General features: G+C 72.6%; 20 protein-coding genes. 14 read left to right on the top strand and 6 right to left on the bottom strand.

The genetic code is table 11. The features are described from left to right. Positions 1-32 precede the first annotated feature (32 nt). From FYC51_RS03000 to FYC51_RS02990, 3 genes are read right to left on the bottom strand one after another with little or no spacing between them, the layout of a single operon-like run. Positions 33-1097, bottom strand: coding sequence for a mandelate racemase/muconate lactonizing enzyme family protein (locus tag FYC51_RS03000; protein WP_148732191.1), 1065 nt, complete (start codon positions 1095-1097; stop codon positions 33-35). Next, the gene (locus FYC51_RS02995) at positions 1094-2038 is read right to left on the bottom strand and encodes a 5-dehydro-4-deoxyglucarate dehydratase (RefSeq protein ID WP_148732190.1); all 945 of its coding nucleotides are present in this window, start codon (positions 2036-2038) and stop codon (positions 1094-1096) included. Before FYC51_RS02995 ends, FYC51_RS03000 begins: the two co-directional genes overlap by 4 nt. Next, complete coding sequence (locus FYC51_RS02990) at positions 2035-2949, bottom strand: NAD-dependent epimerase/dehydratase family protein (protein ID WP_148732189.1); 915 nt, start codon at positions 2947-2949, stop codon at positions 2035-2037. The genes FYC51_RS02995 and FYC51_RS02990 overlap by 4 nt, the downstream gene beginning before the upstream one ends. A 180-nt stretch (positions 2950-3129) precedes the next feature. On the opposite strand from FYC51_RS02990, the gene FYC51_RS02985 reads away from it, so the two are divergent. From FYC51_RS02985 to FYC51_RS02925, 13 genes are all read left to right on the top strand, one after another. Continuing rightward, entirely contained in the window at positions 3130-4140 is a 1011-nt protein-coding gene (locus tag FYC51_RS02985) for a LacI family DNA-binding transcriptional regulator (protein ID WP_148732188.1), read from the top strand. Between the two features lie 140 nt (positions 4141-4280). Then, positions 4281-5270: a M24 family metallopeptidase gene (locus FYC51_RS02980; protein ID WP_148734089.1), complete on the top strand. Its 990-nt coding sequence runs from the start codon at positions 4281-4283 to the stop codon at positions 5268-5270. Positions 5271-5332: 62 nt separating this feature from the next. After that, entirely contained in the window at positions 5333-6691 is a 1359-nt protein-coding gene (locus tag FYC51_RS02975; protein WP_187432462.1) for a serine hydrolase domain-containing protein, read from the top strand. A gap of 137 nt (positions 6692-6828) precedes the next feature. Next, positions 6829-7779, top strand: a complete 951-nt coding sequence (locus FYC51_RS02970; protein ID WP_148732186.1) for a DUF6807 domain-containing protein — start codon at positions 6829-6831, stop codon at positions 7777-7779. Continuing rightward, the gene (locus FYC51_RS02965; protein ID WP_148732185.1) at positions 7776-8525 is read left to right on the top strand and encodes a cupin domain-containing protein; all 750 of its coding nucleotides are present in this window, start codon (positions 7776-7778) and stop codon (positions 8523-8525) included. The genes FYC51_RS02970 and FYC51_RS02965 overlap by 4 nt, the downstream gene beginning before the upstream one ends. Further along, entirely contained in the window at positions 8522-9619 is a 1098-nt protein-coding gene (locus FYC51_RS02960) for a Gfo/Idh/MocA family protein (protein ID WP_148732184.1), read from the top strand. The genes FYC51_RS02965 and FYC51_RS02960 overlap by 4 nt, the downstream gene beginning before the upstream one ends. Beyond that, a complete protein-coding gene (locus FYC51_RS02955) occupies positions 9612-10550 on the top strand; it encodes a family 43 glycosylhydrolase (RefSeq protein ID WP_222863193.1) in 939 nt (312 codons plus the stop codon). The genes FYC51_RS02960 and FYC51_RS02955 overlap by 8 nt, the downstream gene beginning before the upstream one ends. Positions 10551-10722: 172 nt before the next feature. Then, positions 10723-12030 (top strand): ABC transporter substrate-binding protein, encoded by a 1308-nt coding sequence (locus FYC51_RS02950; RefSeq protein ID WP_148732183.1) that lies wholly within the window; start codon positions 10723-10725, stop codon positions 12028-12030. Positions 12031-12179: 149 nt separating this feature from the next. Next, positions 12180-13124 (top strand): carbohydrate ABC transporter permease, encoded by a 945-nt coding sequence (locus FYC51_RS02945; RefSeq protein ID WP_148732182.1) that lies wholly within the window; start codon positions 12180-12182, stop codon positions 13122-13124. Further along, entirely contained in the window at positions 13121-14038 is a 918-nt protein-coding gene (locus FYC51_RS02940; protein WP_148732181.1) for a carbohydrate ABC transporter permease, read from the top strand. Before FYC51_RS02945 ends, FYC51_RS02940 begins: the two co-directional genes overlap by 4 nt. An 11-nt stretch (positions 14039-14049) precedes the next feature. Further along, the gene (locus tag FYC51_RS02935; RefSeq protein ID WP_148732180.1) at positions 14050-14709 is read left to right on the top strand and encodes a hypothetical protein; all 660 of its coding nucleotides are present in this window, start codon (positions 14050-14052) and stop codon (positions 14707-14709) included. Then, positions 14706-15911: an alpha-L-fucosidase gene (locus FYC51_RS02930; protein WP_148732179.1), complete on the top strand. Its 1206-nt coding sequence runs from the start codon at positions 14706-14708 to the stop codon at positions 15909-15911. Before FYC51_RS02935 ends, FYC51_RS02930 begins: the two co-directional genes overlap by 4 nt. A gap of 157 nt (positions 15912-16068) precedes the next feature. Next, entirely contained in the window at positions 16069-18423 is a 2355-nt protein-coding gene (locus FYC51_RS02925; RefSeq protein ID WP_148732178.1) for an arylsulfatase, read from the top strand. A gap of 6 nt (positions 18424-18429) precedes the next feature. Here FYC51_RS02925 and FYC51_RS02920 read toward each other — a convergent pair whose 3' ends face one another. From FYC51_RS02920 to FYC51_RS02910, 3 genes are all read right to left on the bottom strand, one after another. Then, positions 18430-20589: a beta-galactosidase gene (locus FYC51_RS02920; RefSeq protein WP_238476184.1), complete on the bottom strand. Its 2160-nt coding sequence runs from the start codon at positions 20587-20589 to the stop codon at positions 18430-18432. 98 nt (positions 20590-20687) lie between these two features. Continuing rightward, positions 20688-22004 carry a cellulase-like family protein gene (locus tag FYC51_RS02915; protein WP_148732177.1) on the bottom strand — a complete coding sequence of 439 codons (1317 nt, stop codon included), beginning with the start codon at positions 22002-22004 and terminating at the stop codon, positions 20688-20690. Further along, a complete protein-coding gene (locus tag FYC51_RS02910; protein WP_238476183.1) occupies positions 22001-25282 on the bottom strand; it encodes a DUF5107 domain-containing protein in 3282 nt (1093 codons plus the stop codon). Before FYC51_RS02910 ends, FYC51_RS02915 begins: the two co-directional genes overlap by 4 nt. Positions 25283-25372: 90 nt before the next feature. Between FYC51_RS02910 and FYC51_RS02905 the strand changes: the two genes are divergently transcribed. Then, the gene (locus FYC51_RS02905; RefSeq protein ID WP_148732176.1) at positions 25373-26236 is read left to right on the top strand and encodes an AraC family transcriptional regulator; all 864 of its coding nucleotides are present in this window, start codon (positions 25373-25375) and stop codon (positions 26234-26236) included. Positions 26237-26280 lie beyond the last annotated feature (44 nt).

Here is a 26280-nt window from a genome sequence, read left to right as displayed (position 1 = left end):
AGAGTCAACGGATGCCGCGGCATCCGTGCATGTCAATTGAATCGGATGCCGAGCCCGGGCTGCCCCGTCGTGCGCACCTCGGCGCCCGTCACGGCGACGGGGGAGGGCGACGCGAGCGCGCCGAGCGCCTCGAAGGAGGCGTCCTCGACGGACTCGACGAGGTGGTCGCCGGGCAGCGTCAGGGCGAGCTGCGCCGAGAGCTCGAGCAGCAGGTGCGGCGCGAGCTCGACGCCGCGGTCGTCAACGAGTGTCGCGATCTCGCGGAAGGGCGTGATGCCGCCGACGCGCACGATGTTCGGCTGCACGATCGAGACGGCGCCCGCGTCGATGAACTCGGCGAACCGGTAGCGGGTGTGCAGGTTCTCGCCGAGGGCGATGGGCACCTCGATGCGCTCGCGCAGCGCGACGTGCGCGGCGAGGTCGTCGGCGCGCAGCGGCTCCTCGACCCAGGAGAGGTCGAACGCGGCGAGCTCGCCGATCGCGCGCTCGGCCTGTTCGAGGGTCCAGCGCTGGTTCGCGTCGACCATGAGCCGGCGCTCGGGGCCGATGACGTCGCGCACGGCCGCGATCCGCTCGAGGTCGCGCGCGAGGCCGGGGCTGCCGACCTTCACCTTGACGGCGTCGAAGCCGGAGGCGACCCAGCGCTCGGCCTGCGCAGCGAGCTCGTCGAGCGGGTAGTGCAGGTTGACGCCGCTGCCGTAGACCTCGGCGGTCTCGTGCCGGCGGCCGAGGTGGTCGGTGATGCCGACGCCGGCGCGACGTGCGGCGAGGTCCCAGAGCGCGAGGTCGAGTCCGGCCATCGCGATGGTCGTGATGCCTCCTCCGCCGCCCTCGTGCAGGTGCGCCCAGAGCGGATGCCACAGCGACTCGGCGTCGGCGTCGCGTCCGACCGCGTACGCCGCGATGTCGTGGTCGAGGTGCGCCTGCACCGCGGCGGCGCCGATCGACGGGGTCCACGAGAAGCCGGAACCGACATCTCCCGCGGAGTCCTCCACGACGACCTCGACGAGCGAGAGGTCGCGCACGTCGGGTCCCCACGGCCGCGTGAGCGGCACGCGGATCGCGCGCGTGCGCAGGCTCCGGATGACCTCGGTCACCGCGGCGCCGTCGCCGCGGTGCCGAGGCGCTCGGCGAGGGCGAGCCCGGCGTCGAGGACGGCGCCGAGGCGCGCCTCCTGGTCGGGCGTGGGGTCGACGAGCGGCGGGCGCACCGATCCGACATCGAGTCCGCGCAGCCGCAGGCCCGCCTTGATGAGCGAGACGCCGAAGCCCGGGGCCTCGTCGCGGAGCCGCACGAGGGGCGTGTAGAACTCGCGCAGCAGCGTCATCCGCGTGGCCTCGTCGCCCTCGGTGTAGGCGCGATGGTGCAGGGCGGCGACCTCGGGGATCATCGCGAACGCGGCCGACGAGTACAGCGGGATGCCGATGCCCCGGTACGCGCCCTGGCTGAGCTCGGCCGTGAGCAGGCCGTTGAAGAACTGCAGGTCGCGTCCGGTCGCCTCGGCGGCGAGCACGATCTCCTGCGCGAGGCCGATGTCGCCCGTGCCGTCCTTGAAGCCGACGACCTTCGGGTTCGCGGCCAAGCGCGTGATGGCGTCGGCGGTGTAGCGCGCGGTGCCGCGGTGGTACACGATGACGGGCAGGTCGGATGCCGCGGCGACCGCCTCGACCCAGGCCACGAGTCCGTCGGTGGTGCCCGCGACGAGGTACGGCGGCAGCAGGAGCAGCCCGTCGGCGCCGGCCTCGGCCGCACCGCGTGCGAGCTCGATCGCGTGGCCCAGCGGTCCGCCGGCTCCCGCGATCACCGGCACTCGACCGCCGACCACGTCGACCGTGGCGCGCACGACGTCGATCGCCTCGCGCCCCGCGAGGGCGTGGAACTCGCCGGTGCCGCACGCGGGGAAGACGCCGCCGGGTCCCCACCGGAGCCGCGAGTCGACGTGGTCGGCCAGCACGTCGAGGTCGACGGCGCCCGATGCGTCGAACGGCGTCACGGGGAAGAACAGCACCCCGTCGAAGGCGGGTGCGGGTGTGGTCATGATGCCCTCGATTCGGTGGGGGTGGTGGCGGCCGCGGCCGCCGTGAGCTCGCTGCGCCAGTCGCGTTCGGGGCGCCAGCCCAGCCGCTCGGCGGCCTTGTCGACGGAGAAGACGGGCCGCGTTCCCATGAGCGCGTCGGCGCCGACGCCGAGCGCAGGGGCGAACTCGCGCCACAGCTCGGCGACCGGCCGGGCGGCGAGCGCGTCGGCGGCGCCGACGAAGAACCCCTCGCCGTCGACGACGTCGGCGGGCGCGGCGAGCCACGCGTCGACGAACGCCGCGGCGTCGCGGGCGTCGAGGTAGTTGAAGAGGCTGACGGCCGCGAGCGACGGGTCGGCGAGGCGTTCGGCGATCGTGTGGCCCTGCTGGGTGGGCGCGCCGCGCCACTCCGCGGGCGAGATCACGTAGCACGGCCGGAAGAACCCGTAGGCGCCCGACGACGTGCGCGCGAACATGCGCACGGCCTCCTCGATCACGGCCTTCGACAGCGCGTAGGCGTTCGCGGGCTGCGTCGGATGGGTCTCGTCGATGGGCACGGCGGTGGCCCGCCACGTCGGCGCGCTGTAGCCGACGACCGTGGGGCTCGACGCGGCGAGCACGCGTCGCACGCCGGCCCGGGCGGCGGCGGCGAAGACCGTGTGCACGAGGGTCGTGTTCGTGACGAGGATCTCGCGCTCGGGCGCGCTGAACGGCACCGCGATGCCCGCGAGGTGCACGACCGCGTCGGGCCGGAGCGCGTCGACGAGCTCGCCCGTCGCGTGCTCGTCGCGCAGGTCGAGCACGCGCTCGTCCACGCCGTCGAGTCCGGCCGGCGCGCGATCGACGCCGACGACCGAGTGCCCGGATGCCGCGAGCCCGGCGCTCAGGCTCCGTCCGAGCCGGCCCGACGAGCCGGTGACGACGACGAGCATGCGCCCTCCAATGCGTGTTCGAGAAACCGCTTTCTCGAGGAGAGCCTAGGTGACTTCGGCGGTCCCGGGCAACTTCGCGGGTACACTGAGGAACCGGTTTCCCGGAAGGCGGCGTACGGTGCGCCCCGGCGTCCGACCGGCGTTGCCGCCGACGAGGGGGCGCGGCAGGAGAGGAGGGCCATGGGCGAGCGGAGTCGCGCCACGACGATCGCCGACGTCGCGGCGCACGCGGGCGTGTCGCAGGCCTCGGTGTCCCGCGTGCTGAACGGCAAGCAGACCGTCGACCCAGCCATCGTGCAGCGCGTGCAGGCGTCCATCGCGACGCTCGGCTACTCGCCCAGCGTCGCCGCGCGGAGCCTCGTCCACGGACGCAACGACACGATCGCGATGGTCGTGCCCGACCTCGAGAACCCGCTGTTCCAGGGCATCCTCAAGGGCCTGAGCCTCGCCGCGGCATCCGACGGCTACCGCGTGCTCGTCGCCGACACCGCCGAGCGGGTCGACGACGAGGAGGCGACCGCCATCGAGGCGCGGCACCGATGCGACGCGATCGTGCTCTGCGCGCCCCGCATGCCCGAGCAGCGGCTCCGCCGGCTCGTCGAGCAGGTCGCGCCCGTCGTGGTCGTGAACCGCCCGCTGCCCGACGCCGACGTGCCGATCATCGGCGTGGACTACGTGCGCGGCATCCGCGACCTCGTCGAGCACCTGCTCGGGCTCGGCCACCGCCACCTCGCGTACGTGAGCGGTCCGGCCACGAGCGCCTCGAACGCCGAGCGCCTGCGCGGCGTGGAGGAGGCGGAGCAGGTGCATCCCGACCTCCGCATCGACGTCGTGCCCGGTGGCTCCCGGCTCGAGGACGGCTACGCGCTCGCCGAGGCCGTGCTCGGCGCGCGCGACGACGGCGCGACGGCGGTCATCGCGTTCAACGACCTCGTCGCCCTCGGCCTCATGACGCGGCTCCGGCAACTCGGCGTCGACGTGCCGGGCGACCTCTCGATCGCCGGCTTCGACGACGTGCCGATGGCGGGGTTCGCCACCCCGAGCCTCACGAGCATGTCGGTGCCGCGCGGCGAGATCGGCGCCCAGGTGTGGGCGCGCCTGCGCACCCTCATCGCGGGCGGGCCGATCGAGCACTCGGTGCTGTACCGGCCGCGGCTCGAGGCGCGCGAGAGCACGGGTCCCGTCGGGTGACGGGCGTCGCGGCATCGGTCGCCGCCTCCGACGCGGTCTCCGACGCGGCATCCGCCGTGATGCCCCCATCGGTCGCCGATCGCGCGGCGAAGCACGCGCGCCTCGTCGAGCTGCTCGACCGACGCGGCGCCGACTCGCTCGTGCTGCGCTCGCACACGGCCCTCGCCTGGGTGCTCGACGGCGCGCGCACGCACGTCTCGCTCGCGGGCGATGCGGTCGTCGCGGGGGTCGTGACGCGCGACGGTGTCGAGCTGCGCGTGTTCGACAACGAGGCCGACCGGATGCTCGACGAGGAGCTCGGCGACGCCGGCGACCTCGACGTCACTCGGGTGCCCTGGCACGAGCCGCTCGTGCCCGCCGGCATCGCCGACCTCGAGGAGGCCGACGTCGCCGCCGAGCTGCGGGCCGCGCGGGCGTGCCTGCTGCCGGCCGAGCTCGCCCGGTACCGCGCGCTCGGCCGCGAGGTGGCCGAGGTGCTGACGGATGCCGCGCTCGCCGCGGTCCCGCCCGACCCCGAGCGCGCCGTGGCGTCACGGCTCGCGGGCGACCTCGTGGCACGCGGCATCGACCCCCTCGTGACGCTCGTCGCCGGACGGTCACGGCTCGCCCACCGGCATCCGCTGCCCACCGACGCGGCGCTCGGCGACCGGGCCATGCTCGTCGTCTGCGGACGCCGGCACGGGCTCATCGCGAACGCGACGCGCTGGGTGCGGTTCGGGCCGGTCGATCCGGGCGAGGCGGATGCCGCGCGCCGCATCCTCGAGGTCGAGTCGGCGTTCCTCGACGCCACCGTGCCGGGCGCCACGCTCGGCGACGTGTTCGCGTCCGGCACCGCCGCCTACGCGGCCAACGGCTTCGACCCCGAGGAGTGGCGGCGCCACCATCAGGGCGGCGCCGCCGGCTACTCCGGCCGCGACCCCCGTGCGGTGCCGGGCATCGCCGACGTGGTGCACGCGGGCCAGGCGTTCGCGTGGAACCCCACCGCGCCGGGCGCGAAGGTGGAGGACACCGTGCTGCACGGGGCGTCCGGCTTCGAGGTGCTCACGATCGATCCGCGCTGGCCGACCACGCGGGTCGCCGGACGCGAACGCCCGCTCGAGCTCGAACGCGGTTCGAGCGACGTCGCCTGACCCCCCGGACCGGGGCCATGAGGTTCCTTCAGCACCGCGATCGCGGCGCGGTAGCATCCACCATGAGCCAGCCGACGGCACCCGATGGCCACGGCGCCGGGCGCGACGTTCCGCCGCCCGACGGGGATTCCGAAGGAGGCCGGCCGCCCGGCGCGAGACCGAGGCGCCGGGCGCTGCTGTGGACCGGAATCGTCATCGCGGTCGTCGCGATCGTCGTCATCGCGGTGACGATCTGGTCGGGGTCGCAGGGCTCCGTGTCGGATGCCGCGCAGCCGTCCCCGTCCGCCACCGAATCGCCCGCCGCGGAGTCCGGCTCGCTCGACCCCGAGCTGGTCGCGGAACTCGAAGCGGCGGTCGACGAGGGGTTCGCGGCATCCGGGATGCCGGGCGTCATCGTCGGGGTGTGGATCCCCGGCGAGGGCGAGTGGGTGACGGACCGCGGGGAGGCCGAGGTCGGCACGGGGGAGCCGATCGGCCCCGACCACCAGCAGAAGATCGGCAGCATCACCAAGACCATTGTCAGTACCGTCATGATGCAGGTGATCGGCGAGGCCGGGTTCGACGTGGGCCTCGACGACACGCTCGACCGGTGGTACCCCGACTTCCCCGAGGCGTCGAGCATCACGGTGCGGATGCTGCTGAACCAGTCGAGCGGCATCGGCGAGTCCGGGCGGGCGCAGGTCGATCGCATCTGCGCCGACCCGCATGGGATTCCGACCCCCGACGAGCTCATCGCGATCGGCGCGGCGACGCCGCGAGCCGACTTCGCGCCAGGCGAGGGATTCGAGTACTCCAACACGAACTACTACCTGCTCGGCGGCATCCTCGAGCAGGTGACCGGCACCGACCTCGCCACGCTCATCCACGACCGCATCACCGAGCCGTTCGGCATGGACCGCAGCCGGTTCGCGCCCGACGGCCAGGTCACGGCGCCGCTCACCCACGGGTACTCCGTCTTCTGCCCGGCGCTCGGATCGCCCGTCGACACCGTCGACTGGTCGAACGGCCAGAGCTGGGCCGGTGGCGGCATGGTGTCGACGCTCGACGACCTGCACGCGTGGGGCGAGGCCCTCGGCGAGGGCGCGGGGGTGACGCCCGAGCTGCAGGCCCAGCGGTGGTCCGACCTCGCGCCGAACTTCGGCCGGAGCGGGGCGAGCTACGGCCTCGGCGCCGGCGTCGAGTTCGACGAGGCCACCGGCTGCGTCCTCAGCGTCTCCCATGCCGGCGCCGAGCCGGGGTACGGCACGAACCTCGCGTACTACCCGCAGACGGGGGCGGTCCTGGTGCTGCTGGGGAACGCCGACGGCCCGACGGGCGAGGCCGTGCTGGAGGTCGGGAAGGCGTTGGCGCCGATCCTCCGTCCGATCCTCAACGGGTCGCCGACCGGTCCGTGCGAGTCGCCTTGGGCGGTGACGCCCTAACTTCGGCACTTCGGTACCGTCGATCGAGGACGCATCGACGTCGCGCGCGCTCGCGCGGGTGACCGTGTACGCTTGGATAACGCTTTCCCAACGGAGCTCGGGAGCGCACGGATCGAGGACGAACCCGAAGGAGACCGATGACCGACATCCGCTTCGACGAGGCCGGCGATCGATTCCTCCTGCGCGCGGGCGACGCGGTGCTCGCCGAGTACGTGTTCCGCCCCGACCACCCGACCTCCGAGTCGCCGCGGCCGTACCTCAGCCCGATCCGCACGCTCGGCGGCGAGCTCGTCTCGCTCTACCGTCCGCACGACCACGTCTGGCACAAGGGCATCGCCTGGTCGCTGCCGGTCGTCGGCGACGAGAACTTCTGGGGCGGTCCCACCTTCGTACGCGGCGAGGGCTACGTGCAGCTGCCGAACAACGGCGAGCAGCGGCACGTCGCGTTCGCGTCCGACGAGGCGACGGATGCCGCGGGGCGCGTCGCCCCCGAGGCCGACACCGCGCGCGTCGTCGAGCGCCTCGAGTGGATGACGCAGGCGGGCGAGGCGATCTTCGACGAGCAACGGATGCTCGCGGCATCCGTGCTCGACGACGACGCGTGGCTGCTCGGCTTCGCGACGCGCCTCACGAACACGACCGAGCGCCCGATCCCGATCGGATCGCCCACGACCCGCGGACGCGAGAATGCGGGCTACGGCGGCCTGTTCTGGCGCGGCCCGCGCTCGTTCACCGGCGGGCAGCTCATCGCGCCGGGCGTCGTCGGCGGCGACGAGCTGCGCGGCACGCGCGCGCCCTGGATGGGCTTCAGCGGCCGCCATGACGAGACGGATGCCGCGTCCACGATCGTGATGGTCGACGACCCCGCCAACCTGCAGCACCCGCCGCAGTGGTTCGCGCGCAGCGAGGAGTTCGCGTGCCTGTGCCCCGCGCCGTTCTTCAGCGAGGAACACGTCGTCGAGCCCAGGGCGACGCTGGCGCTCCGCTACGGGGTCGTGATCGCCGATGGGGCGAGCGATCCCGATCGCGCCGCCCGGCTCGCCGACGCCGCCGCGGCACGACTGCCTGAGCTGCTGGGGGCGCCGTGAACCAGCCCGCGTTCCCCGGGGCCACGTCGGTCAGCGCGCTCGACGTGTACGACGCAGTGGCGCCCGACGGGCTCGCGGGCGGCACGCCGCACCTGCACACCGTCTCGACCGAGGCCTACCTCGTCGTCGGCGGCCGCGGACGGCTGCACACGGTCGACGGTTCGGGAGCCTTCGCGGAGCGGCGACTCGGGTCCGGCGACCTCGTCTGGTTCGCCCCGGGCGTCATCCATCGGGCGGTGAACGACGGCGGGCTCGCCGTGCGCGTCATCATGCAGAACGCCGGCCTGCCCGAGGCGGGCGACGCGGTGATGACGTTCCCCGACGAGGTGCTCGCCGACCCCCAGCGATACGCGGAGGCCGCGGCGCTGTCCGGCCCCGCGGCATCCGACGCCGATCGACTCGCCGCCGCCGTCGCGCGACGCGACCTGGCCGTCGCGGGCTACCGCGCGCTGTTCGACGGTGACGGTCGCGTCGACCCCGTCCGCCTGTCGCGCCTGCACGAGCGCGCCGTCGCGCTCGTGCGTCCGCGCGTGCCCGAGTGGCGCGAGCGCTGGGAGTCCGGCGCGCTCTCCGTCGCCCGCGAGACCGGCGATCGGCTCGATGCGCTCGAGACGGGCGCCGACCCTGGCCTCACCGCAGCACGCGTGGCCGTGGCATCCGACGCGCCCGCCTTCGGCATGTGCGGCCGGCTGCGCCGCTACGAGACCTGGCCGGCGGCAGCCGGCCCCACCCGAGGAGACCGATGACCGAGTCCACCCCCCTCCGCGCCGCGATCGTCGGCACCGGGGCGATCGCCAACGCCCACGCCGAGGTCCTGCTGGCGACGCCCGGCGCCGAGCTCGTCGCCGTCGTCGATCGCGACCGCTCCCACGCCGACGCGTTCGCCGAGCGCTGGGGCGTGCCGACCGTGTTCGACACCCTCGCCGAGCTGCTCGCGTCGGGCGTCGCCGACGTCCTGCACGTGTGCACCCCGCCCGGCGTGCACGCCGAGCAGTCCATCGCCGCGCTCGACGCCGGCCTCCACGTGGTCTGCGAGAAGCCCGCCGCGCTGTCGCTCGACGAGCTCGATGCGATGACGGATGCCGCGTCCCGCAACGACCGGCGCCTCGCCGTCGTGTTCCAGCAGCGCACCGGCTCGGCGGCGGCGCACGTGCGTTCCCTCCTCGACTCGGGTGCGATCGGTCGACCGCTCGTAGCGACGTGCGAGACCCTCTGGTACCGCGACCCGGCGTACTTCGCGGTGCCGTGGCGCGGCAAGTGGGCGACCGAGGGCGGCGGCCCGACCCTGGGGCTCGGCATCCACCAGATCGACCTGCTCGCCTGGCTCCTCGGCGACTGGGCCAGTGTGCAGGGGCAGCTCTGGCGCCTCGACCGCGAGACGCAGATGGAGGACGTCTCGACCGCGGTCATCGCGTTCGCCGGCGGCACGATCGCGTCCGTGATCACGAGCGCGCTCTCGCCGCGCGAGGTGAGCACCATCCGCATCGACACCGAGCTCGCGACCGTCACGGTCGACCACCTCTACGGGCACTGCCACGAGCACTGGCGCATCACGCCCGCGAAGCACGTCGATCCCGAGGTCGCGGCCGCGTGGGCGCTGCCCGACGTCGAGGAGGCGAGCGGCCACGCCCCGCTGCTGCGCGACATCTACTCGGCGCTCGCGTCGGGCGAGCCGCTTCCGTCGACGGCGTCGGATGCCGCGCGCTCGTTCGAGCTCGTCACGGCGATCTACTCGTCGGCGTCGAACGGCGGCTCCTTGGTGACGCCCGAGACCCTGCGGGCCGACGCGGATCGCCGCCGGAGCCTGGAGAGCCCCATCACCGACCTCCGTCGTGCCTGACGACGACGCGCTGTTCCACGACCCCGTGCACGACGGGGCGACGGATCCCGCGGTCATCCGCCACCGCGACACCGGCGAGTGGTGGATGTTCTACACCCAGCGGCGGGCGACGGTCGACGAGCCCGGGGTGTCGTGGGTGCACGGCACGCGCATCGGCGTCGCCCGATCGCAGGACGCGGTGGAGTGGCGGTTCGCGGGCACGGCGGCCGGGCTCGAGCTCGGCTCCGGCGGCGCGAGCGAGACGCACTGGGCGCCCGAGGTGATCGACGACGGCGAGCGGTACCGCATGTACCTCACGGTCATCGACGGGATCTTCGCCGACTGGGACCACCCGCGCCGCATCGTCGAGTACGCGAGCGACGACCTCGAGCAGTGGACGGTCGTCGGCGAGGTGCCGTTGAGCTCCGACCGCGTGATCGACGCGTGCGTCGCCCGCTGCCCCGACGGGCGGTGGCGGCTCTGGTACAAGGACGAGGCCGACGACTCGGCCACCTGGGCCGCGGTGAGCGACGACCTGTCGAGCTGGCGGGTCGAGGGCCGCGCGATCGGAGGCCGGCCGCACGAGGGCCCCAACGTGTTCGAGCTCGGCGGCTGGTGGTGGATGCTCGTCGACGAGTGGCGGGGGATGGGCGTGCACCGCTCGACGGACGCCGTCACGTGGACGCGGCAGGGCGGTCTCGACGACGTGATCCTCGGCGCGCCCGGACGGCGGCGGGGCGACGAGACGTTCGGGCGCCACGGCGACGTGGTCGTCGACGGCGATCGGGCCGTGCTCTACTACTTCACGCACCCGCACTGGGACGGCTCCGAGCTCGGCTCGAGCGACGCCGCAGCCGCCCGCCTGAGCGCGGTGTTCGCCGCTCCGGTGGAGGTTGTGGACGATCGGCTCGTCTGCGACCGCGACGCGGGCATCGACGGAAACCGCCCATGACCAGCCGGTTCGATCCTGCGATGAGCGGATGCCGCGGCATCCGGATAACGAATTGAAACGATTTTCCCTCCGCAGTTGACGCCATGGGGTCGAGGGGCTACATTTGGGGAAGCGCTTTCCCACAGCGTGAACCCGCACCAGGGCAGACAGAGACGTTTCCGGGAGGACAACGATGTTCAACATTCGCAAGCGCCGCATGGCGGCGGCCGCAGCAGCGCTCACCGCGAGCGCAGCGCTCGTGCTCACGGGCTGCTCGGGCGGCGGCGGCGGCGAGGCGGCAGCCACGTACGACCCCGACGAGGAGGTCACCCTCAACTTCGCGTTCTGGGGCAACGACGTGCGCGCCGCGATGTACGAGGAGGCCATCGCGGCCTTCAACGAGGAGTACCCGAACATCACGGTGAACACCTCGTTCCTCGGCTTCCCCGAGTTCTGGGAGAAGCGCCAGACCGAGGCGGCCGGCGGCGGCCTGCCCGACGTCATGCAGTTCGACTACTCCTACCTCCGCCAGTACTCCGAGAACGGGCTCCTGCTCGACCTGAGCCCCTACCTCGGCAACATCATCGACACCGAGCCGCTGTCGCAGCAGATCCTCGACATCGGCGTCGTCGGCGACGAGACCACCGGCATCCCGACCTCCACCAACGCGTGGGGCATGTACACGAACCCCGCGCTGCTCGAGTCGGTCGGCGTCGAGGACTACGAGGGCGGCGGCAGCTGGGAGGACTACGACGCCTGGATGGAGGAGGTCACCACCGCGGGTGCGGGCAGCGTCTTCGGCGGCACCGACTACACCGGCCGCATCCAGAACTTCGAGATCCAGCAGCGCGCGCAGGGCCAGGACCTCTTCACCGAGGACGGCGAGCCGAACTTCACCGAGGAGGACCTCACCGCGTTCTGGGAGCAGGCCGACGGCATCCGCAACGGCGTCGTGGTCCCGCAGCAGAAGCTCGAGGAGGTCTACCCGCTCTCCGGCTTCGACACGGCCCTCACCACGAGCGAGCTGACCTGGGACAACTTCGGCGCCGGCTACCTCGGCAACCTCGGCGAGAACTACACCGAGCTCGGCCTCGTCGCCCCGCCGGTGACGGAGGAGGGCGCGAAGGACCTGTACCTCAAGCCCTCGATGCTCCACTCGATCGCCTCGACGACCGAGCACCCCGAGGCCGCGGCCACGCTGCTCAACTACCTCGTGAACGCGCCCGAGGTCGGCGCCGCCTTCGGCACCAACCGCGGCATCCCCGCGTCGGAGACGCAGCTCGAGGGCGCTGAGCTCGACCCGCTGGGCCAGCAGATCGCCGACTACGAGGAGTCCATCGCGGACCGCCTCGGCGACGCCCCGCCCGTGCCGATCGTCGGCTACGGCAGCCTGGAGGAGAAGTTCCGCCAGCTCGGCCAGGAGCTCGGCTTCGGCACCATCACCCCCGCCGACGCTGCGAAGCAGTTCTTCGACGAGATGGACGTCGTCCTCAACCAGTAGCACCTGGAGCAGTCGACACCGGGCCCGGTGGGGCACCACCCCCGCCGGGCCCGGGTACTGTTTCTCGCAGGAACCGGAGAACCACAGTGAGCACGGAAACGGAATCGATCGTCACGGCTGAGGCCGGGTCGAGAAGCGTGCGGAAGGCCATGCGCCAGGTCCGCCGCGCCGAGGCGAAGGTCCCCACGACCGCCGGCCGCCGGGCGCACAACCGCAAGGAGACGGTCGCCGGATACGGGTTCCTCGTGCCGTGGCTGATCGGATTCCTCGGCCTCACGGTCGGGCCGATGATCTTCTCGCTGTACCTCGCCTTCACGAAGTACAACCTCTTCACCGAGCCCGAGTGGATCGGCCTCGACAACTTCGTGCGCATGTTTACGGAGGACCCGAACTACATCCAGTCGGTGCAGATCACCCTGGTGTACGTCCTCGTCGGCACCCCGATCAAGCTCGCCGCCGCCCTGGGCGTGGCGATGCTCCTCAACTACCGCGACAGGGGCTCGGGCTTCTTCCGCTCCTCGTTCTACGCTCCCTCGCTCATCGGCGCGTCGGTCTCGGTCGCCATCGTGTGGCGCGCGATGTTCTCCACCGATGGGCCCGTCGACGACACGCTCAGCTTCTTCGGCATCGACATCGGCGGCTGGGTGGGCAACGTCGCCCTCGTCATCCCGATGATGATCCTGCTCGCGGTGTGGCAGTTCGGTGCGCCGATGGTGATCTTCCTCGCCGGGCTCAAGCAGATCCCGCAGGAGCTCTACGAGGCCGCCGAGGTCGACGGCGCCGGGCCGTGGCACAAGTTCCGCAACGTGACCATCCCCATGCTCTCGAGCGTGATCTTCTTCAACCTGCTGCTCGAGCTGATCAACGCGTTCCAGGTGTTCGCGTCGGCGTACATCATCTCGAACGGCTCGGGCGGCCCCGCCGGCATGACCAACTTCTACACGCTGTACCTGTACAAGCGCGGCTTCGCCGACCTGCAGATGGGCTACGCGTCGGCCATGGCCTGGGTCCTGGTGATCGTCGTGGCGATCATCGCCTTCATCCTGTTCAAGACCCAGAAGTCCTGGGTGCACTACGCCGGAGAGAACCGATGACCACCTTCGAAGCCCCTCGCGTCGAGGTCGTCGAGAACGCCCTCGAACCCACCGCCCCGGCCCGTCGGCGCCGGGTCAAGCGCAAGACGATCAACACCGTGATCTGGTTCGTCGTGCTGCTCGTGCTGACCGCGATCGTGCTCTACCCGCTGGTGTGGCTGTTCTTCGCCACGTTCAAGCCGTCGAGCGAGTTCGGCCAGAACCAGGGGCTGATCCCCAACAACCCGACCTTCGACAACTACACGAAGGTCGTCGAGGGGATCGCCGGCACCCCGCTGTACCAGTTCTTCGCCAACTCGTTCTTCATCGCGATCATGGCCGTGATCGGCACCCTGATCTCATCGGCACTCGCTGCGTATGCATTCGCCCGGATCCGGTTCCGTGGCGTCGGGATCCTGTTCGCCGCGATGATCGGCACGCTGCTGCTGCCGTTCCACGTGATCATCATCCCGCAGTACATCATGTTCCAGAAGCTCGAGCTGGTGGACACGTACTGGCCGCTCATCATTCCGAAGTTCCTCGCGACCGAGGCGTTCTTCGTGTTCCTGATCGTCCAGTTCATCCGCAACATCCCGCGCGACATGGACGAGGCCGCCCGCATCGACGGCGCCGGGCACATCCGGATCTTCTTCTCGATCATCGTGCCCCTGATCAAGCCCGCCCTGATCACCTCCGCGATCTTCACGTTCATCTGGACCTGGAACGACTTCCTCGGCCCGCTGCTGTATATCAACAGCCCCGAGAAGTACCCGCTGCCGATCGCACTGCGGCTCTACAACGACGCCACGTCCACCAGCGACTACGGCGCCACCGTCGCCGTGTCCTTCCTCGCGCTCGTGCCGATCCTGATCTTCTTCATCGTGTTCCAGCGCTTCCTCGTCGCCGGCGTCGCCACGCAGGGACTCAAGGGCTAGGGGCCGAGCGGATGTCACGAGTCGACCGCGCCGCACGTCGCGCCGCCCTCTCGGGGAGCGGCCCGACTCGGGGCGAGACCGCGCACGAAGCCCGGTTCCCGGGTGCCCGCGGAGCGTTCTCGCTGCTCGGCGAGGTGCTCTACGTCGGCATCCTCGTGGCGGTCGTGTCGATCCCAGTGGTCACGCTCCCGGCCGCGCTCGCGGCGGGCGTCCGCCACCTGCGCCGCTACCTGAAGGCCGACGACTCCGGCCTCAGCTGGTTCTGGCGCGATGTGCGCGCGGGGCTCGTCGGCGGCATCGGCGTCGGCGCGGCATCCCTCGTGCTCGCCCTCGTGCTGGCGCTCGACATCGACCTCGCCGGCTCGGGCGTGCTGCCCGGCGGCCCGGTCGTGGCCGCCGTCGGCTGGGCCGGGCTCGCAGTGCTCGCGCTCGTGCTGTTCACCGCCGCCGGACGATGGACGCCCGGCGGCGGCTGGCTCGGCGCGCTCCGGGAGGTGCCCGGCGCGGTCCGCGCAGACCCCGCGGGCGCCGCGTACCTCGTGGCGACCGCGGTGTTCGCCGGCGTCGTCACGTGGCAGCTGCTGCCGCTCGTCATCCCGGCGCTCGGCTGCGTCGCGCTGGCGATCGTGGCGGTGCCCGAGCGTCCGCGCCGCCACGACGTCGACGCGTGAGCGCGTCCCGGCGGCCGCTCCCGGCCTGGGCCCGGGACGCGAGCCTCGGCATCTTCGTGCACTGGGGCCCGTACTCGGTGCCCGCGTGGGCGGAGCCCTCCGGCGCGCTCGGCGCGGTGCCCGACGACGAGTGGTTCGCGCACAATGCCTACGCGGAGTGGTACGCGAACACGATCCGCATCGAGGGCTCGCCGGCCGCCGAGCACCACGCCCGCGTGCACGGCGGCGCGCCGTACGAGGCGTTCCTCGACGCCTGGCGGGCCGAGTCCTACGACCCCGCCGACTGGGCGCGCCTCTTCCGCGAGGTCGGCGCCGACTACGTCGTGCCGACCACGAAGCACCATGACGGCGTCGCGCTGTGGGACGCGCCGGGCTCGGGCGAGCTCACGACGGTCGCGCGCGGGCCGCGCCGCGACCTCATCGCGCCGCTCGCCGACGCGGTGCGGGCCGAGGGCCTGCGCTTCGGCGTCTACTACTCTGGCGGACTCGACTGGGCCGTGACCGACCTGCCGCCGCACCGGTCGACGGCCGACGTGACCGACCTGCGGCCGACGGATGCCGCGTACAACGCCTACGCGTGGGGCCACGTCGCCGACCTCGTCGACCGGTTCGAGCCCGACGTGCTCTGGAACGACATCGACTGGCCCGACGCGGGCAAGGACCCGGGGCCGCACTCGATCGCGGCACTCCTCGAGCGCTACCGCGCGGCGGTGCCCGACGGCATCGTGAACGACCGCTGGGGCGTCGACGTCTGGGACTACCGCACGAGCGAGTACGACGCGCACACCCAGCACGAGACCGAACCCGGGTGGGAGCACTGCCGGGGCCTCGGATTCTCGTTCGGCTACAACCGCGCCGAGGACGAGGCGCTGACGCTCACGCCGCGCGAGCTCGCGCGCCTCTACGCCGACGTCGTCTCGCGTGGCGGGCGCCTGCTGCTCAACGTCGGGCCGACCGCGGCCGGCGACATCCCGGCCGTGCAGCGTCGCGCACTCGAGGGCGTCGCGTCGTGGATGACCGCGATCAAGCCGACTACGCTCGGCCGCCGCGTGCTCGAGCCCGGCGAGGTCGAGGCGACGGATGCCGCGTGGTGGCGCGCGTGGGCCGTGCCCGACGGGATCGTGGCGGTCGTCGACGGGCACGCGGCATCCGTGCGCGCCCGTGACGGCCGACCGGTCACGACGTTCGTGCTGCCCGGCTGAGTCGTCGGGGTCCCGGCGGCCCCTTCGGGTGCCTTGCAGGGGTGCGTTCACGGGCGTAGCCTCGGCCCGACTCGCTCCGCCACTGGGGGCCGATGCCGCAGTCGTCCTGCTGGGCGGGCAGCACCCCGGTCGCCGCGGCGAGGGACTGGGGATCACGATGGCCACGCACTTCGACGGGATCGTCAACGTCGACATCCGCGACTCGGAACCCGACTGGACGCCGTTCGAGCCGCCGAAGGCGCCCGACGGCGCGCCGAACGTCGTGTACATCGTGCTCGACGACGTTGGCTTCTCGGCGATGTCGGCCTACGGGGGACCCATCGAGACGCCCAACATCGAGCGGGTCGCCGGCGAGGGCGTGCGGTACACGCAGTGGCACACGACGGCGCTCTGCTCGCCGACCCGGTCGTGCCTGCTCACGGGCCGCAACCACACGCGCAACAGCATGGCATGCATCACCGAAGCCGCGATCGGCTTCCCGAACGCGAGCGGCACCATCCCACCGGCGAACGGCATGCTCTCCGAGATCCTCGGGGAGCGCGGCTGGAACACGTACGCCGTGGGGAAGTGGCACCTGTGTCCCGACGACGAGATGAACGTCGCGTCGACCCGCCGCAACTGGCCGACCGGGCGCGGCTTCGAGCGCTTCTACGGATTCCTCGGCGCGGAGACGAACCAGTGGTACCCCGAGATCACCTACGACAACCACCCGGTCGACCAGCCGCGCTCGCCCGAGGAGGGCTACCACTTCGGGGAGGACATCACCGACAAGGCGATCGAGTTCATCCGCGATGCGAAGGCGATCGCGCCCGAGAAGCCGTTCTTCCTCTACTACGCGCCGGGCGCCGCGCACGCCCCGCACCATGCCCCGAAGGAGTGGGCCGATCGGTACGCCGGCCGGTTCGACGGCGGCTACGAGGCGCTCCGCGGCGAGACCCTCGCACGGCAGAAGGACCTCGGCCTCGTGCCGGCCGACACCGAGCTGCCGCCCGTGAACCCGATCGGCACGCCCGCGACCAGGACGGGCCCCGACGGTGCGCCGTTCCCGATCATGGACGAGACTCGCCGTTGGGACGACCTCTCCGACGACGAGCGGCGGCTCTTCGCGCGCATGGCCGAGGTGTACGCCGGATTCCTCTCGCACGCCGACCACCAGATCGGACGCCTCCTCGACTACCTCGACGACATCGGGGAGCGCGAGAACACCGTCGTCGTGGTCGTGTCCGACAACGGCGCGAGCGGCGAGGGCGGGCCGAACGGCTCGGTCAACGAGATGAAGTTCGCCAACGGCCTGGCCGACGACATCGAGCAGAACCTGTCGATGCTCGACGAGCTCGGCGGCGTGAACACCTACAACCACTACCCGAACGGGTGGGCGATGGCGTTCAACACCCCGTTCAAGATGTGGAAGCGCTACGAGTTCAACGGCGGCACGTGCGATCCGTGCATCATCTCGTGGCCGGCCGGGTCGACCGCGCGCGGCGAGATCCGCAACCAGTACCACCACGCCGTGGATATCGTGCCGACCATCCTCGACCTGCTCGGCGTCGAGGCGCCCGACCGGCTGAAGGGCCACGAGCAGAGCACCTTCGACGGGGTCAGCATGCGGTACTCGATCGACGATGGGGCGGCGCCCACGGCGCGACGCACCCAGTTCTACTCGATGCTCGGCTCGCGCGCGATCTGGCACGACGGCTGGAAGGCCATCACGAACCATCCGACGCTGAGCGGCTGGAGCCGGTTCAACGACGACGAGTGGGAGCTGTACCACACCGACGTCGACCGGGCCGAGCTGCACGACCTGGCCGCAGAGCACCCCGAGAAGGTGCGCGAGCTCGTGAACCTGTGGTTCGCCGAGGCCGGGCGCAACCAGGCCTTCCCGCTCGACGACCGGTCGGCGCTCGAGATCCTGCTGACGCCCAGGCCCCTGCTCTCGCCGCCTCGGGACCGCTACGTCTACTTCCCCGACATGGGGGAGGTGCCCGAGTCGCAGGCCGTCAACATCCGCAACCGCTCGTTCGTCATCGGCGCGCTCGTCGATCTCCCCGAATCGGGTGCGGCCGGCGTGATCTTCGCGCAGGGGTCGAAGTTCGGCGGGCACGCGCTGTACGTCAGGGACGGCCGGCTCCACTACGTCAACAACTTCGTCGGCGTGATGGAGCAGCGCGTCGACGCGACCGAGGACCTGCCGGTCGGCGAGCAGCTGATCATCGCCGCCGCGTTCGACAAGGACGGGGAGGAGGGGCATGTCGCCACGGGCACGCTGACGCTGTATCACGGCGAACGGGCTGTGGGCAGTGCCCGTATCACGACCCAGCCCGGCAAGTTCTCGATCGCCGGCGAGGGCCTCACGGTCGGACGCGACAGCGGCGCGCCCGTGGCCGACGACTATCCCGGCACCGCGCCCTGGCCGTTCACGGGCGGCACGCTGCACCGGGTGCGGGTCGACGTCAGCGGCGAGCCGTTCGTCGACCTCGAGCGCGAGGCGCAGGCGATGCTGATGCGCGAGTAGGCGGCTTCACGTCCGCTCGCGCCACCTGACCGATTGCTCGACCGAGACGGCGTCGAGCGAGCAGAGCGGTCCGGGCGTCGCGGCCCGGCGAGCCGCCGCGTCCTCGTCGAGCCGCACGGGCGCCTCGGGATGCAGCGGCAGGATACGCAGGGTCGCGGTGCGCGGCGAGGCGGCGTCGATCGCGTCGAGGTCGACGTGCCAGGGCGTGCCGTCCCAGAAGCGGTCGGCGACGACCTCGTCGTCGACCTCGAGGGTCGCGACGTCGCCCGCCCAGTCCACGGTGAGCACCCTGCGCACGCCCGGGCGCGGCTCGGGCAGGCCGTCGAGTTCGTAGGCCGCCGCCAACTCGGCCACCCGTGCGTGATCCGGCGCGGCCGTGCGCTGCGGGGTGCCGCCGTATCGGACCGGCACGTCCGCGGCGGGGCGCAGCAGGGTCGCGGTCGGGGCGGCTGCCTCGGGTCGCCGCACCTCCGCCTCGAACGGCACTGGCCGAAAGTCGCCGGCCGCGGCATCCCATTCGTCGACGGCCGGCTCGGATGCCGCTCGCACGACGAGCGAGCCGTCCTCGATCCACGGCGGATACTCGCAGCGCAGCAGTCGGCGCGTCTCGTCGTCGGTGAGCACCCAGAGCCGATGCGCGTCCGAGGCCGGCAACACGAGGATGTCGAGCGCTCCGAAGCGATGGAGCGTCGGCTCCTCAGCTGGCTCGTGGCTCACCAGGTCGTCGCCGACCGACAGCTCGACGCGCACCCCATCGTCGGCGAGGAGCACGAGGGTCGGCAGGTCGCCGTCGAGGACGGTGACGGCGGAGGCGGTGGCCCAGCGCACCAGAAGCCCGCCGAGCTCGAGCCCGATGGGCCATCGTGCCATCGTGCCGCTCGGGAGGTCGATCGGTTCCGCCGGGAGCACGACCTCGCGGTCGGCGAGGCGGAGCTCGAATCTGGCGTCCGCCACCGGCTCGAGGGGCTCGTGCGGCCGATGCACGTTGACGAAGAGGAACCCGGTGCTCCCGTCCGACCGCAGCGCCCAGCGCGGCGTCGCGACGTCGTCCTCGTCGACGGGCAGCGCGTCAGGCAGGCTCGACGTCATGCGCGCCAGGCGATCGCCGAACGCCTCGAGGAACGCGTGCTGCATTCGCAGCGCCGCGTGGCTCGGCGCGAGCTCGCCCGCGGCGCCGATCGGCGCGTGGAAGTCGTAGTCGAACCGCGGCAGGTCGTTCGGGTACCCGGTCGCCAGCGACTCCTGGAGGCCGTCGCCGGGGTTCAGGCCTCCGGCGGCCAGGTAGTACCCCTGCCAGGCCGAGCCGCTGCCGAGCTTGACGTGCGCGACTGCGGCCACGTCGTCGGCGCCCGGAACCGGCCGACGGTGGTAGGCGGTGGCCATGCCGCCGCCGAGTTCGCACGTCGCCGCGGGGAATCGCGGGTCGCGCGGTCGCGGCGGCCGTGGACCGGCGGTCGCACCCCGGACGTCGGCCCCGATGCCGGGGTCGTCCCACTCGTGCGAGAACCGGAACTGAGCGCGGAACCCGGGCGCCCACGGCGCATCCGCGTCCGACCAGAAGCCGTCGCCGTAGCCGCCGTAGACGGGCAGCACCTCGTCCGCCGGGAGCTCGGCGCCGTCCCAGGCGGTGGCCGTCCAGAGCGGCGCCGACAGGCCTGCCCCGCGGGCGAGTCGCTTCAGGGTGACCAGGTGCTCGGGCTGGTCGATGAGCTCGTTCTCGAGCTGGATCCCGACGATGGGCGCATCGGGGCCGCATCGCGAGGCCAGCTCCGCTCCGACCGCGGCGTACCAGCCCGCGGCCAGCTCGAGGTAGCCGGGGTCATCGGTGCGATGCCGGACCGGGGCGGCCTGCACCCAGTCGGGGAAGCCGCCGTTGCGGACCTCACCATGGCACCAGGGGCCGATCCGCACGACAACGTCGAGTCCGCATGCGGCGGCGAGGTCCACGAACGCGCCGACGTCGAGGCCGTCGTCGAATCGCGGCGGCGCGTCGGGCGACGGCTGGTGGTGGATCCAGAACAGGTACGTCGAGACGATCGTGATGCCGCCCGACCGGAGCAGCCGCAGGCGTTCGGCCCAGTCCCGCCGCGGCACGCGCGAGAAATGCAGCTCGCCCGAGACCGGCACGGCCGGACGGCCGTCGACCTCGATCCATCGGTCGGTCAACGAGATACGTCGGTGAAGGTCCACCTCGTTCGACATCGCCGGACGGGCCATCGGCGAGGGCCACGGCCGGTGGATCACCCGCATCGGCTCGGAGGCGCTCATCCGCCGGCCGCCTCCGTGATGGTGCGGTTCACCCGGCGCATCCAGTCGGCCTCGCGCCACATCGGATGGTGCGGCGCGGCGTTCGAGCCGGGGACGACCCCCCAGACGCCGTGCTCGAGCGCCGTGCGGATGCCGTGCTCCGCGAGTGCGAGGCCGGCCGTACCCTCCTCGAACCATCCGTCGCGCGGCGTGTAGCCCACCCATCCCTCGCCCACCACGGCCGGGATGCCGCGCCAGCGCGCCCACTCCGCGGTCGCGATGACGCGCGACTCGATCTCGCGCAGCATGACCTCGCGGTACTCGTCGTAGTGGTCGTCGAGCCAGGCGTCCCACCTGCCGGCGTCGATCCAGTCGTAGCCGTAGACCATCTGGTCGGTGATGACCGTCGCGTCGAGCTTCCACGGCTCCGGACGGCCGTACTCGCCGAAGGCGGGTGCATCCGCTCGCAGGAGTGCCCGGAGCTCGTGGTTCGGGAAGCCCTCGGTGCCCTCCGAGCGGATGTCGATGCGGCGCTGGAGAGCGTCGAGCACGCCGTAGCTGTACACGTGGAACTGCGCGACGTCGAGGCCGGCGGGGAGTCGGTGCATCGCGAGGTGGGGCGGCTTCCCGTAGCTGGCGGTGACGAGCTGGTCGGGGTGACGCGTTCGCAGCCGCTCGATGGCGGCCACGCCGCCCCCTTCGAGCGGCGGGAGGATCGAGAAGTCGACCTCGTTGTGCACCTCGGTGAAGGCGATCACGTCGACGAGCCCGGCCACGCGGATCTCGTCGAGCAGGCGCCCGAACGCGTCGGCGAGCACGTCGTAGCGCCGTTGGAGCGGCACCGCGTCGATCGTCTCGAACCACCGCGGGTCGGCCGCGAACGACGTCGACTGCTGATACTCCCAGCTCGCGAGGATCACGACGACGCCGTGCCGGCGGGCCGACGCGAGCAGCTCGAAGAGCCGTGCCCGCACGTCGAGCCGGTAGCCCCCGGGCGCGTCGTACCAGCGGGTGCGCTGCCCGTAGAAGCCGCCGGTCGGCGCCGCCCCGAGGCCCTCGACGGGAAGACCTGATGCGAGGTCGTCGAGGCCCAGCCCGCCCGCGACGAGCAGGGGCGCCGCGCAGATGCGCACGGCGTTGAAGCCTCGGTCGACGGACTCGGCCATCGCCCGGTCGACGTCCTCGAACGGCTCGCCCGAGCCCGCCCTCGTGTACCAGGAGAAGTCCCAGAGGCAGACCGCGAGGCGGGAGGGCAGGTGCTCGGGCACGGGCCCGGTGAGCGAGCCGTCGGGCGCGGAGGGCATCGCCGGGGTTCCGAGGTAGCGCTCGGTCATGCGCGGGCCTCCTCGACGTTCGCAGTCGACAGCAGCCGGCCCCGCGCGGCCGCCTCGCGCAGCCGTCGCGCATCGTCGGCCCTGCGCTCCGCGGTGTCGATCGAGAACAGCAGGAGCTCGGGCAGCGACGTCGCGAAGTAGTCCACGCGATCGGCGGATGCCTCGAGCTCCGCCGCGCGCGCATCGAGGCTCGCCCAGACGCGTTCGGCGTCGTCGTGCTCGCCGAGTCGGACGTGGGCGACGCCGACCCATGCGTCCCGATCGTCGACGACCCTCGTGCCCGCCGCGAGCGGCCCGTGCACGTCGCGTGCCCGTCGCCAGGCCGCCTCCGCCGCGTCGCGTTCGCCGCAGGCGAGCTCGGCGTCGCCGAGCAGCACGAACCGCTCGGCGACGGGGTCGGCGGGGTGGCGACCCTCGCCGAGGTGCTCGGGCACGCGGATGCCGCTGGTGAGCAGGTCGCGCGCGGCGGCCGGATCCGCTGCCATCAGCCGCCGGGCCAGCGCTGCGGAGGCCCGATCGAATGCGGCGATCACCCTGCCCTCCCCACCCTCGAACGGCTGGAACTCACGATCGCCGAGGAAGGCCAGCGCGTCGTCGGGGCGGTCGACGTCGACGAGGAGCCCGGCGTACTCGATCGCGAGGTCGTCGCGCACCAGGGCGCCCGCGCCCGACCGCTCGATCGCCGGGAGCCGGTCCTCGGGCCGGGCGCCGCGGACCGCGCTCAGCTGGTCGCGCTCGTAGACCAGGCGCGCGTCGTCGGGGGCGAGCTCGATGGCCCGCGCGTACCGCGCGTCGGCCGCGACCGGGTCGCCGCCGGTGTTGACGAGCGCGACGGCGGCATTGCGCCACACGACCGGATCCCCGACGCCCCCGGTGATCGAGGCTTCGAGCGCCACGATGGCGTCATGGACGCGGCCCGCATCGAGCAGCCAGCAGCCGAGGTAGCCGTTCGCGCGGGCGTCGGACGGGTCGGCCGCCAGGGCCGCGTCGAGCACGCCGAGGTCGTCGAGTCCCGAGGGGAAGGCGAGACGTGGATCCGCGCGGCGGGCGTCGGCGCGTGCGGCTCGCGCGCCCTCCCCGTCGCCGGCGTCGTCGAGGAACGCCGCGAGCGCGTAGCCGGCGAGCGGCCCCGGATTGCCGAACGGGCCGGGCGCGGACTCGGCGGCCCGGCGGGAGAGGCCGATCGCGCGCTCGGCGTCCCCGAGCCGGTGCAGCTCGTGCGCCATCGTGAGCAGCGTGCGCGGGTCCGCCGGTGCGAGCGCGTCGTCGAGCGCGGCGAGCAGGGGGTCGAGCGGGTCTGCCGCACGGGCGGCTGCCAGCGCGTCGGATGCCGCGGCGTCGCGTCCCAGGGCGCGAAGCGCGATCACTCGGGCTGCGATAGCCTGGCCGCTCGCCGGGTCCGCGCGCACCGCCGCCCCGGCGAACGACAGCGCACCGGCCGTGTCGCCGGTCCGCATCGCGAGCCGCGCGCGCCCCAGCGCGGCCGGCAGGGCGAGGGCGCCGTCCCATGCGGCCTTGCCGAAGGCCGCGGCCGCGTCGCCGAGCCGCCCGAGGCGCTCGAACGCGAGGCCCCGGAGCAGGTGCATGTCGCCCCGCTCGGGATTGAGGTTCCGGCGCGTGAGGCGCTCCACGGCGCGGTCGAGGTGGTCCAGCACGACCTCGAGCTCGCCGCGATCCCAGGCGAGGCGGGCGAGGGCGAGTCGTGCGCGGGAGTCGCCGGGGTCGCGCGCCACCGCCTCGGCGAAGTACGGCTCGGCCGCGCGCGTGGGGTGACGGTACTGCACGAGGTGGAGGCCGGTGAGGACGAGCTCGTCCGCGCTCTCGATCTCGCCCGGTGCGGGCGGCTCCGTCGCGACCCACGGCTCGCCCGCCGGCGCGGGGTGCGCGCGCCACGCGACGAGCTCGCGGTCGCCGAGCGAGACGACGACGGTGAGGTCGTCGCGCGAGGCGGGCGACTCCAGCTCGAGCTCCGCCACGAACGGGCCGCCGGGGCCGATGGCGGGCGTCCACTCGCGCACCGGTGCGTCGCCGCGCTGGAGCACGACATGGACCGCCGTGTGCTCGGCCGTGGTCGCGACGCCGAGCCGCACGCGGCATCCGTCGACCTCGAGCCCGATCGCGGCGTCGAGCGTCGCCTGCACCGCGGGGCCGATGTCCTGGATCGGGTACCAGTACTGGCGGAACGTGCGCGTCTCGCCGGGCAGCAGCCAGCTGAAGTCGGGCTGGTTGTCGGTGAAGACGCCGGCCATGAGCTCCACGTACGGTCCGTCGCCGTCGGTGAGATGCCGGTCCCAGGCGTGGCCGACGTCGCCGTCGCCCCAGGTCCACTGCTTCTTGCCGGGCGCGATCGCGCGATCGGCCCAGTGCACGAAGCCGGCACCGGCCCGGTGATCGTAGCCGCCGAAGAAGTCATCGGCCGTGTCCGTGATCATGTACGACGTGGGGACGGGGATGTTCGCGTACACGTCGATGCGGTCGGCGCCGGGGCGCTCGGCGGCGAGGGCAGGGTAGTCGACTCCGTAGTAGGGGCGGTCCGCCGCGGGGAACGCGGTGATCGCGCGCCGGGCGTGGTCGGCGACGTACCGGACGTCGGTCGGGAAGAACGACTGGTAGCGGTCGTGCGCGTGCGCCGCGACGTTCGCCCACCAGAGGAACGTCTGCGACACGTCGGTCCGGTTGACGAGCCGCGCCTCCAGCTCGATGAGCGCCGAGTCGCCCCGCAGCCGGATGCCGTGCGTGCCGCGCATCCGCTGGAGCGGATCGAGGTCGCTGTGCCACACGGTGACCGAGCCGTCCTCGTCGCGCTCGATGCGGGTGTCCACGGGGAGGTACGTCGCGGGCCGGTGGTGCTGCGGCCAGTTGAACTCGACGCCGCCCGAGATCCACGGGCCGGCGAGGCCGACCAGGGCGGGCTTGATGACGTTGTTGCGGTAGAAGAAGTCGAAGTCGCGGGTCTTGTCGTAGCCGATGTGGATCCGCCCGCCGAGCTCGGGCAGCAGCACGAGCCGGATCCAGCGATTCTCGAGGTGGATCGCCCGCCAGGCCCTCGGTGTCCGGCCGGGAAGGATCCGGTCGGTGAACGGGATGGGGTAGACCTTCCCGCTCGACCCCTGGTAGACGCGCCGCTCGAGGAACAGCGGGTAGCGATCGGGCTCGGCGGGCTCGTAGGTGTCGATCGTGAGCGGGGCCTCCCAGCAGGCAACGCCGCCGGCCTCGATGGCCGCGCGTTCGGCGGCGGGGGCTTCGGGCAGCACGATCGGGTGGTTCAGGTCGGTCACGCCGTCCACGGTACGCCGCGCATGGGCGCCGGCACATGGTCGATCGAGGGTCCTGCATGGACGTTTCGACGCCCGTGCCATCATGATGGCATGGAACGCCGAGAAGGGTTCGCGAACCAGCGGCTGACCGTCGTCCCGCGTCCGGCGGTCGCCGAGGCCCTGACTCGCCCGGTGACCCGTCGGCTCGTGGTCACGGATGCCGGATGGTTCCCGCGCGCCTACCGGCATCTCCGCATCCGACCCGGTGGTGCCGAGGAGGCCATCGTCATCGTGTGCGTCGCCGGCGGTGGCTGGGTCGACGTCGCCGGGACCCGGGTCCGGGTCACCCCGTCGACCGCCGTGCTCATCCCGCCGCGCGTGCCGCACTCCTACGGTGCCGATGACGACGAGCCATGGACGATCTGGTGGTGCCACGTGCGTGGCAGCGACCTCGCCGACCTCTGGAGTGCGATCGGCGTCGACGCCGACCGGCCGCTCGTCTCGCTACGCGCCGTCGACCGGGTGACCGTGCTCCTCGACGAGATCGTGTCGGCGCTCGAGCGCGACCAGTCCCCGGCGCGACTCCTCGCCACGGCGGGCATCGCGTGGCGACTGATGACGCAGCTCGCCGTCGATCGCCGGCTCCCCGAGCAGGGGGAGCCGCTCGAACGGGCGATGCGCTACCTCGAGGAGCGCGTCGACGGCGCCATCCGGGTGTCCGACCTCGCACGGCTCGTCGGCGTCTCGACCTCGCACCTCGGCGCCCTCTTCCGGGAGGCCACGGGCGGGGGCGTGCTCGCATACCACACGGGGCTCAAGATGGCGCGGGCGCGACGGCTCCTCGACACCACCGACCTGCACGTCTCCGAGGTCGGCCGCGAGGTCGGCTACGCCGATCCGTTCTACTTCTCGCGGCAGTTCAGCCGGGTGCACGGCATGAGTCCCAGCGACTACCGCGTGCAGCGCAAGGGCTGATCCGGCGCGCGGACTGGGGTCACGCCCATCGTTGACCCCGCCAC

Origin of the sequence: Agromyces mariniharenae (assembly GCF_008122505.1) — a bacterium.
Taxonomy (GTDB): domain Bacteria; phylum Actinomycetota; class Actinomycetes; order Actinomycetales; family Microbacteriaceae; genus Agromyces; species Agromyces mariniharenae.
The sequence above is the reverse complement of the archived record's forward strand: the minus strand, read 5'-3'. Positions and strand labels throughout refer to the sequence as shown.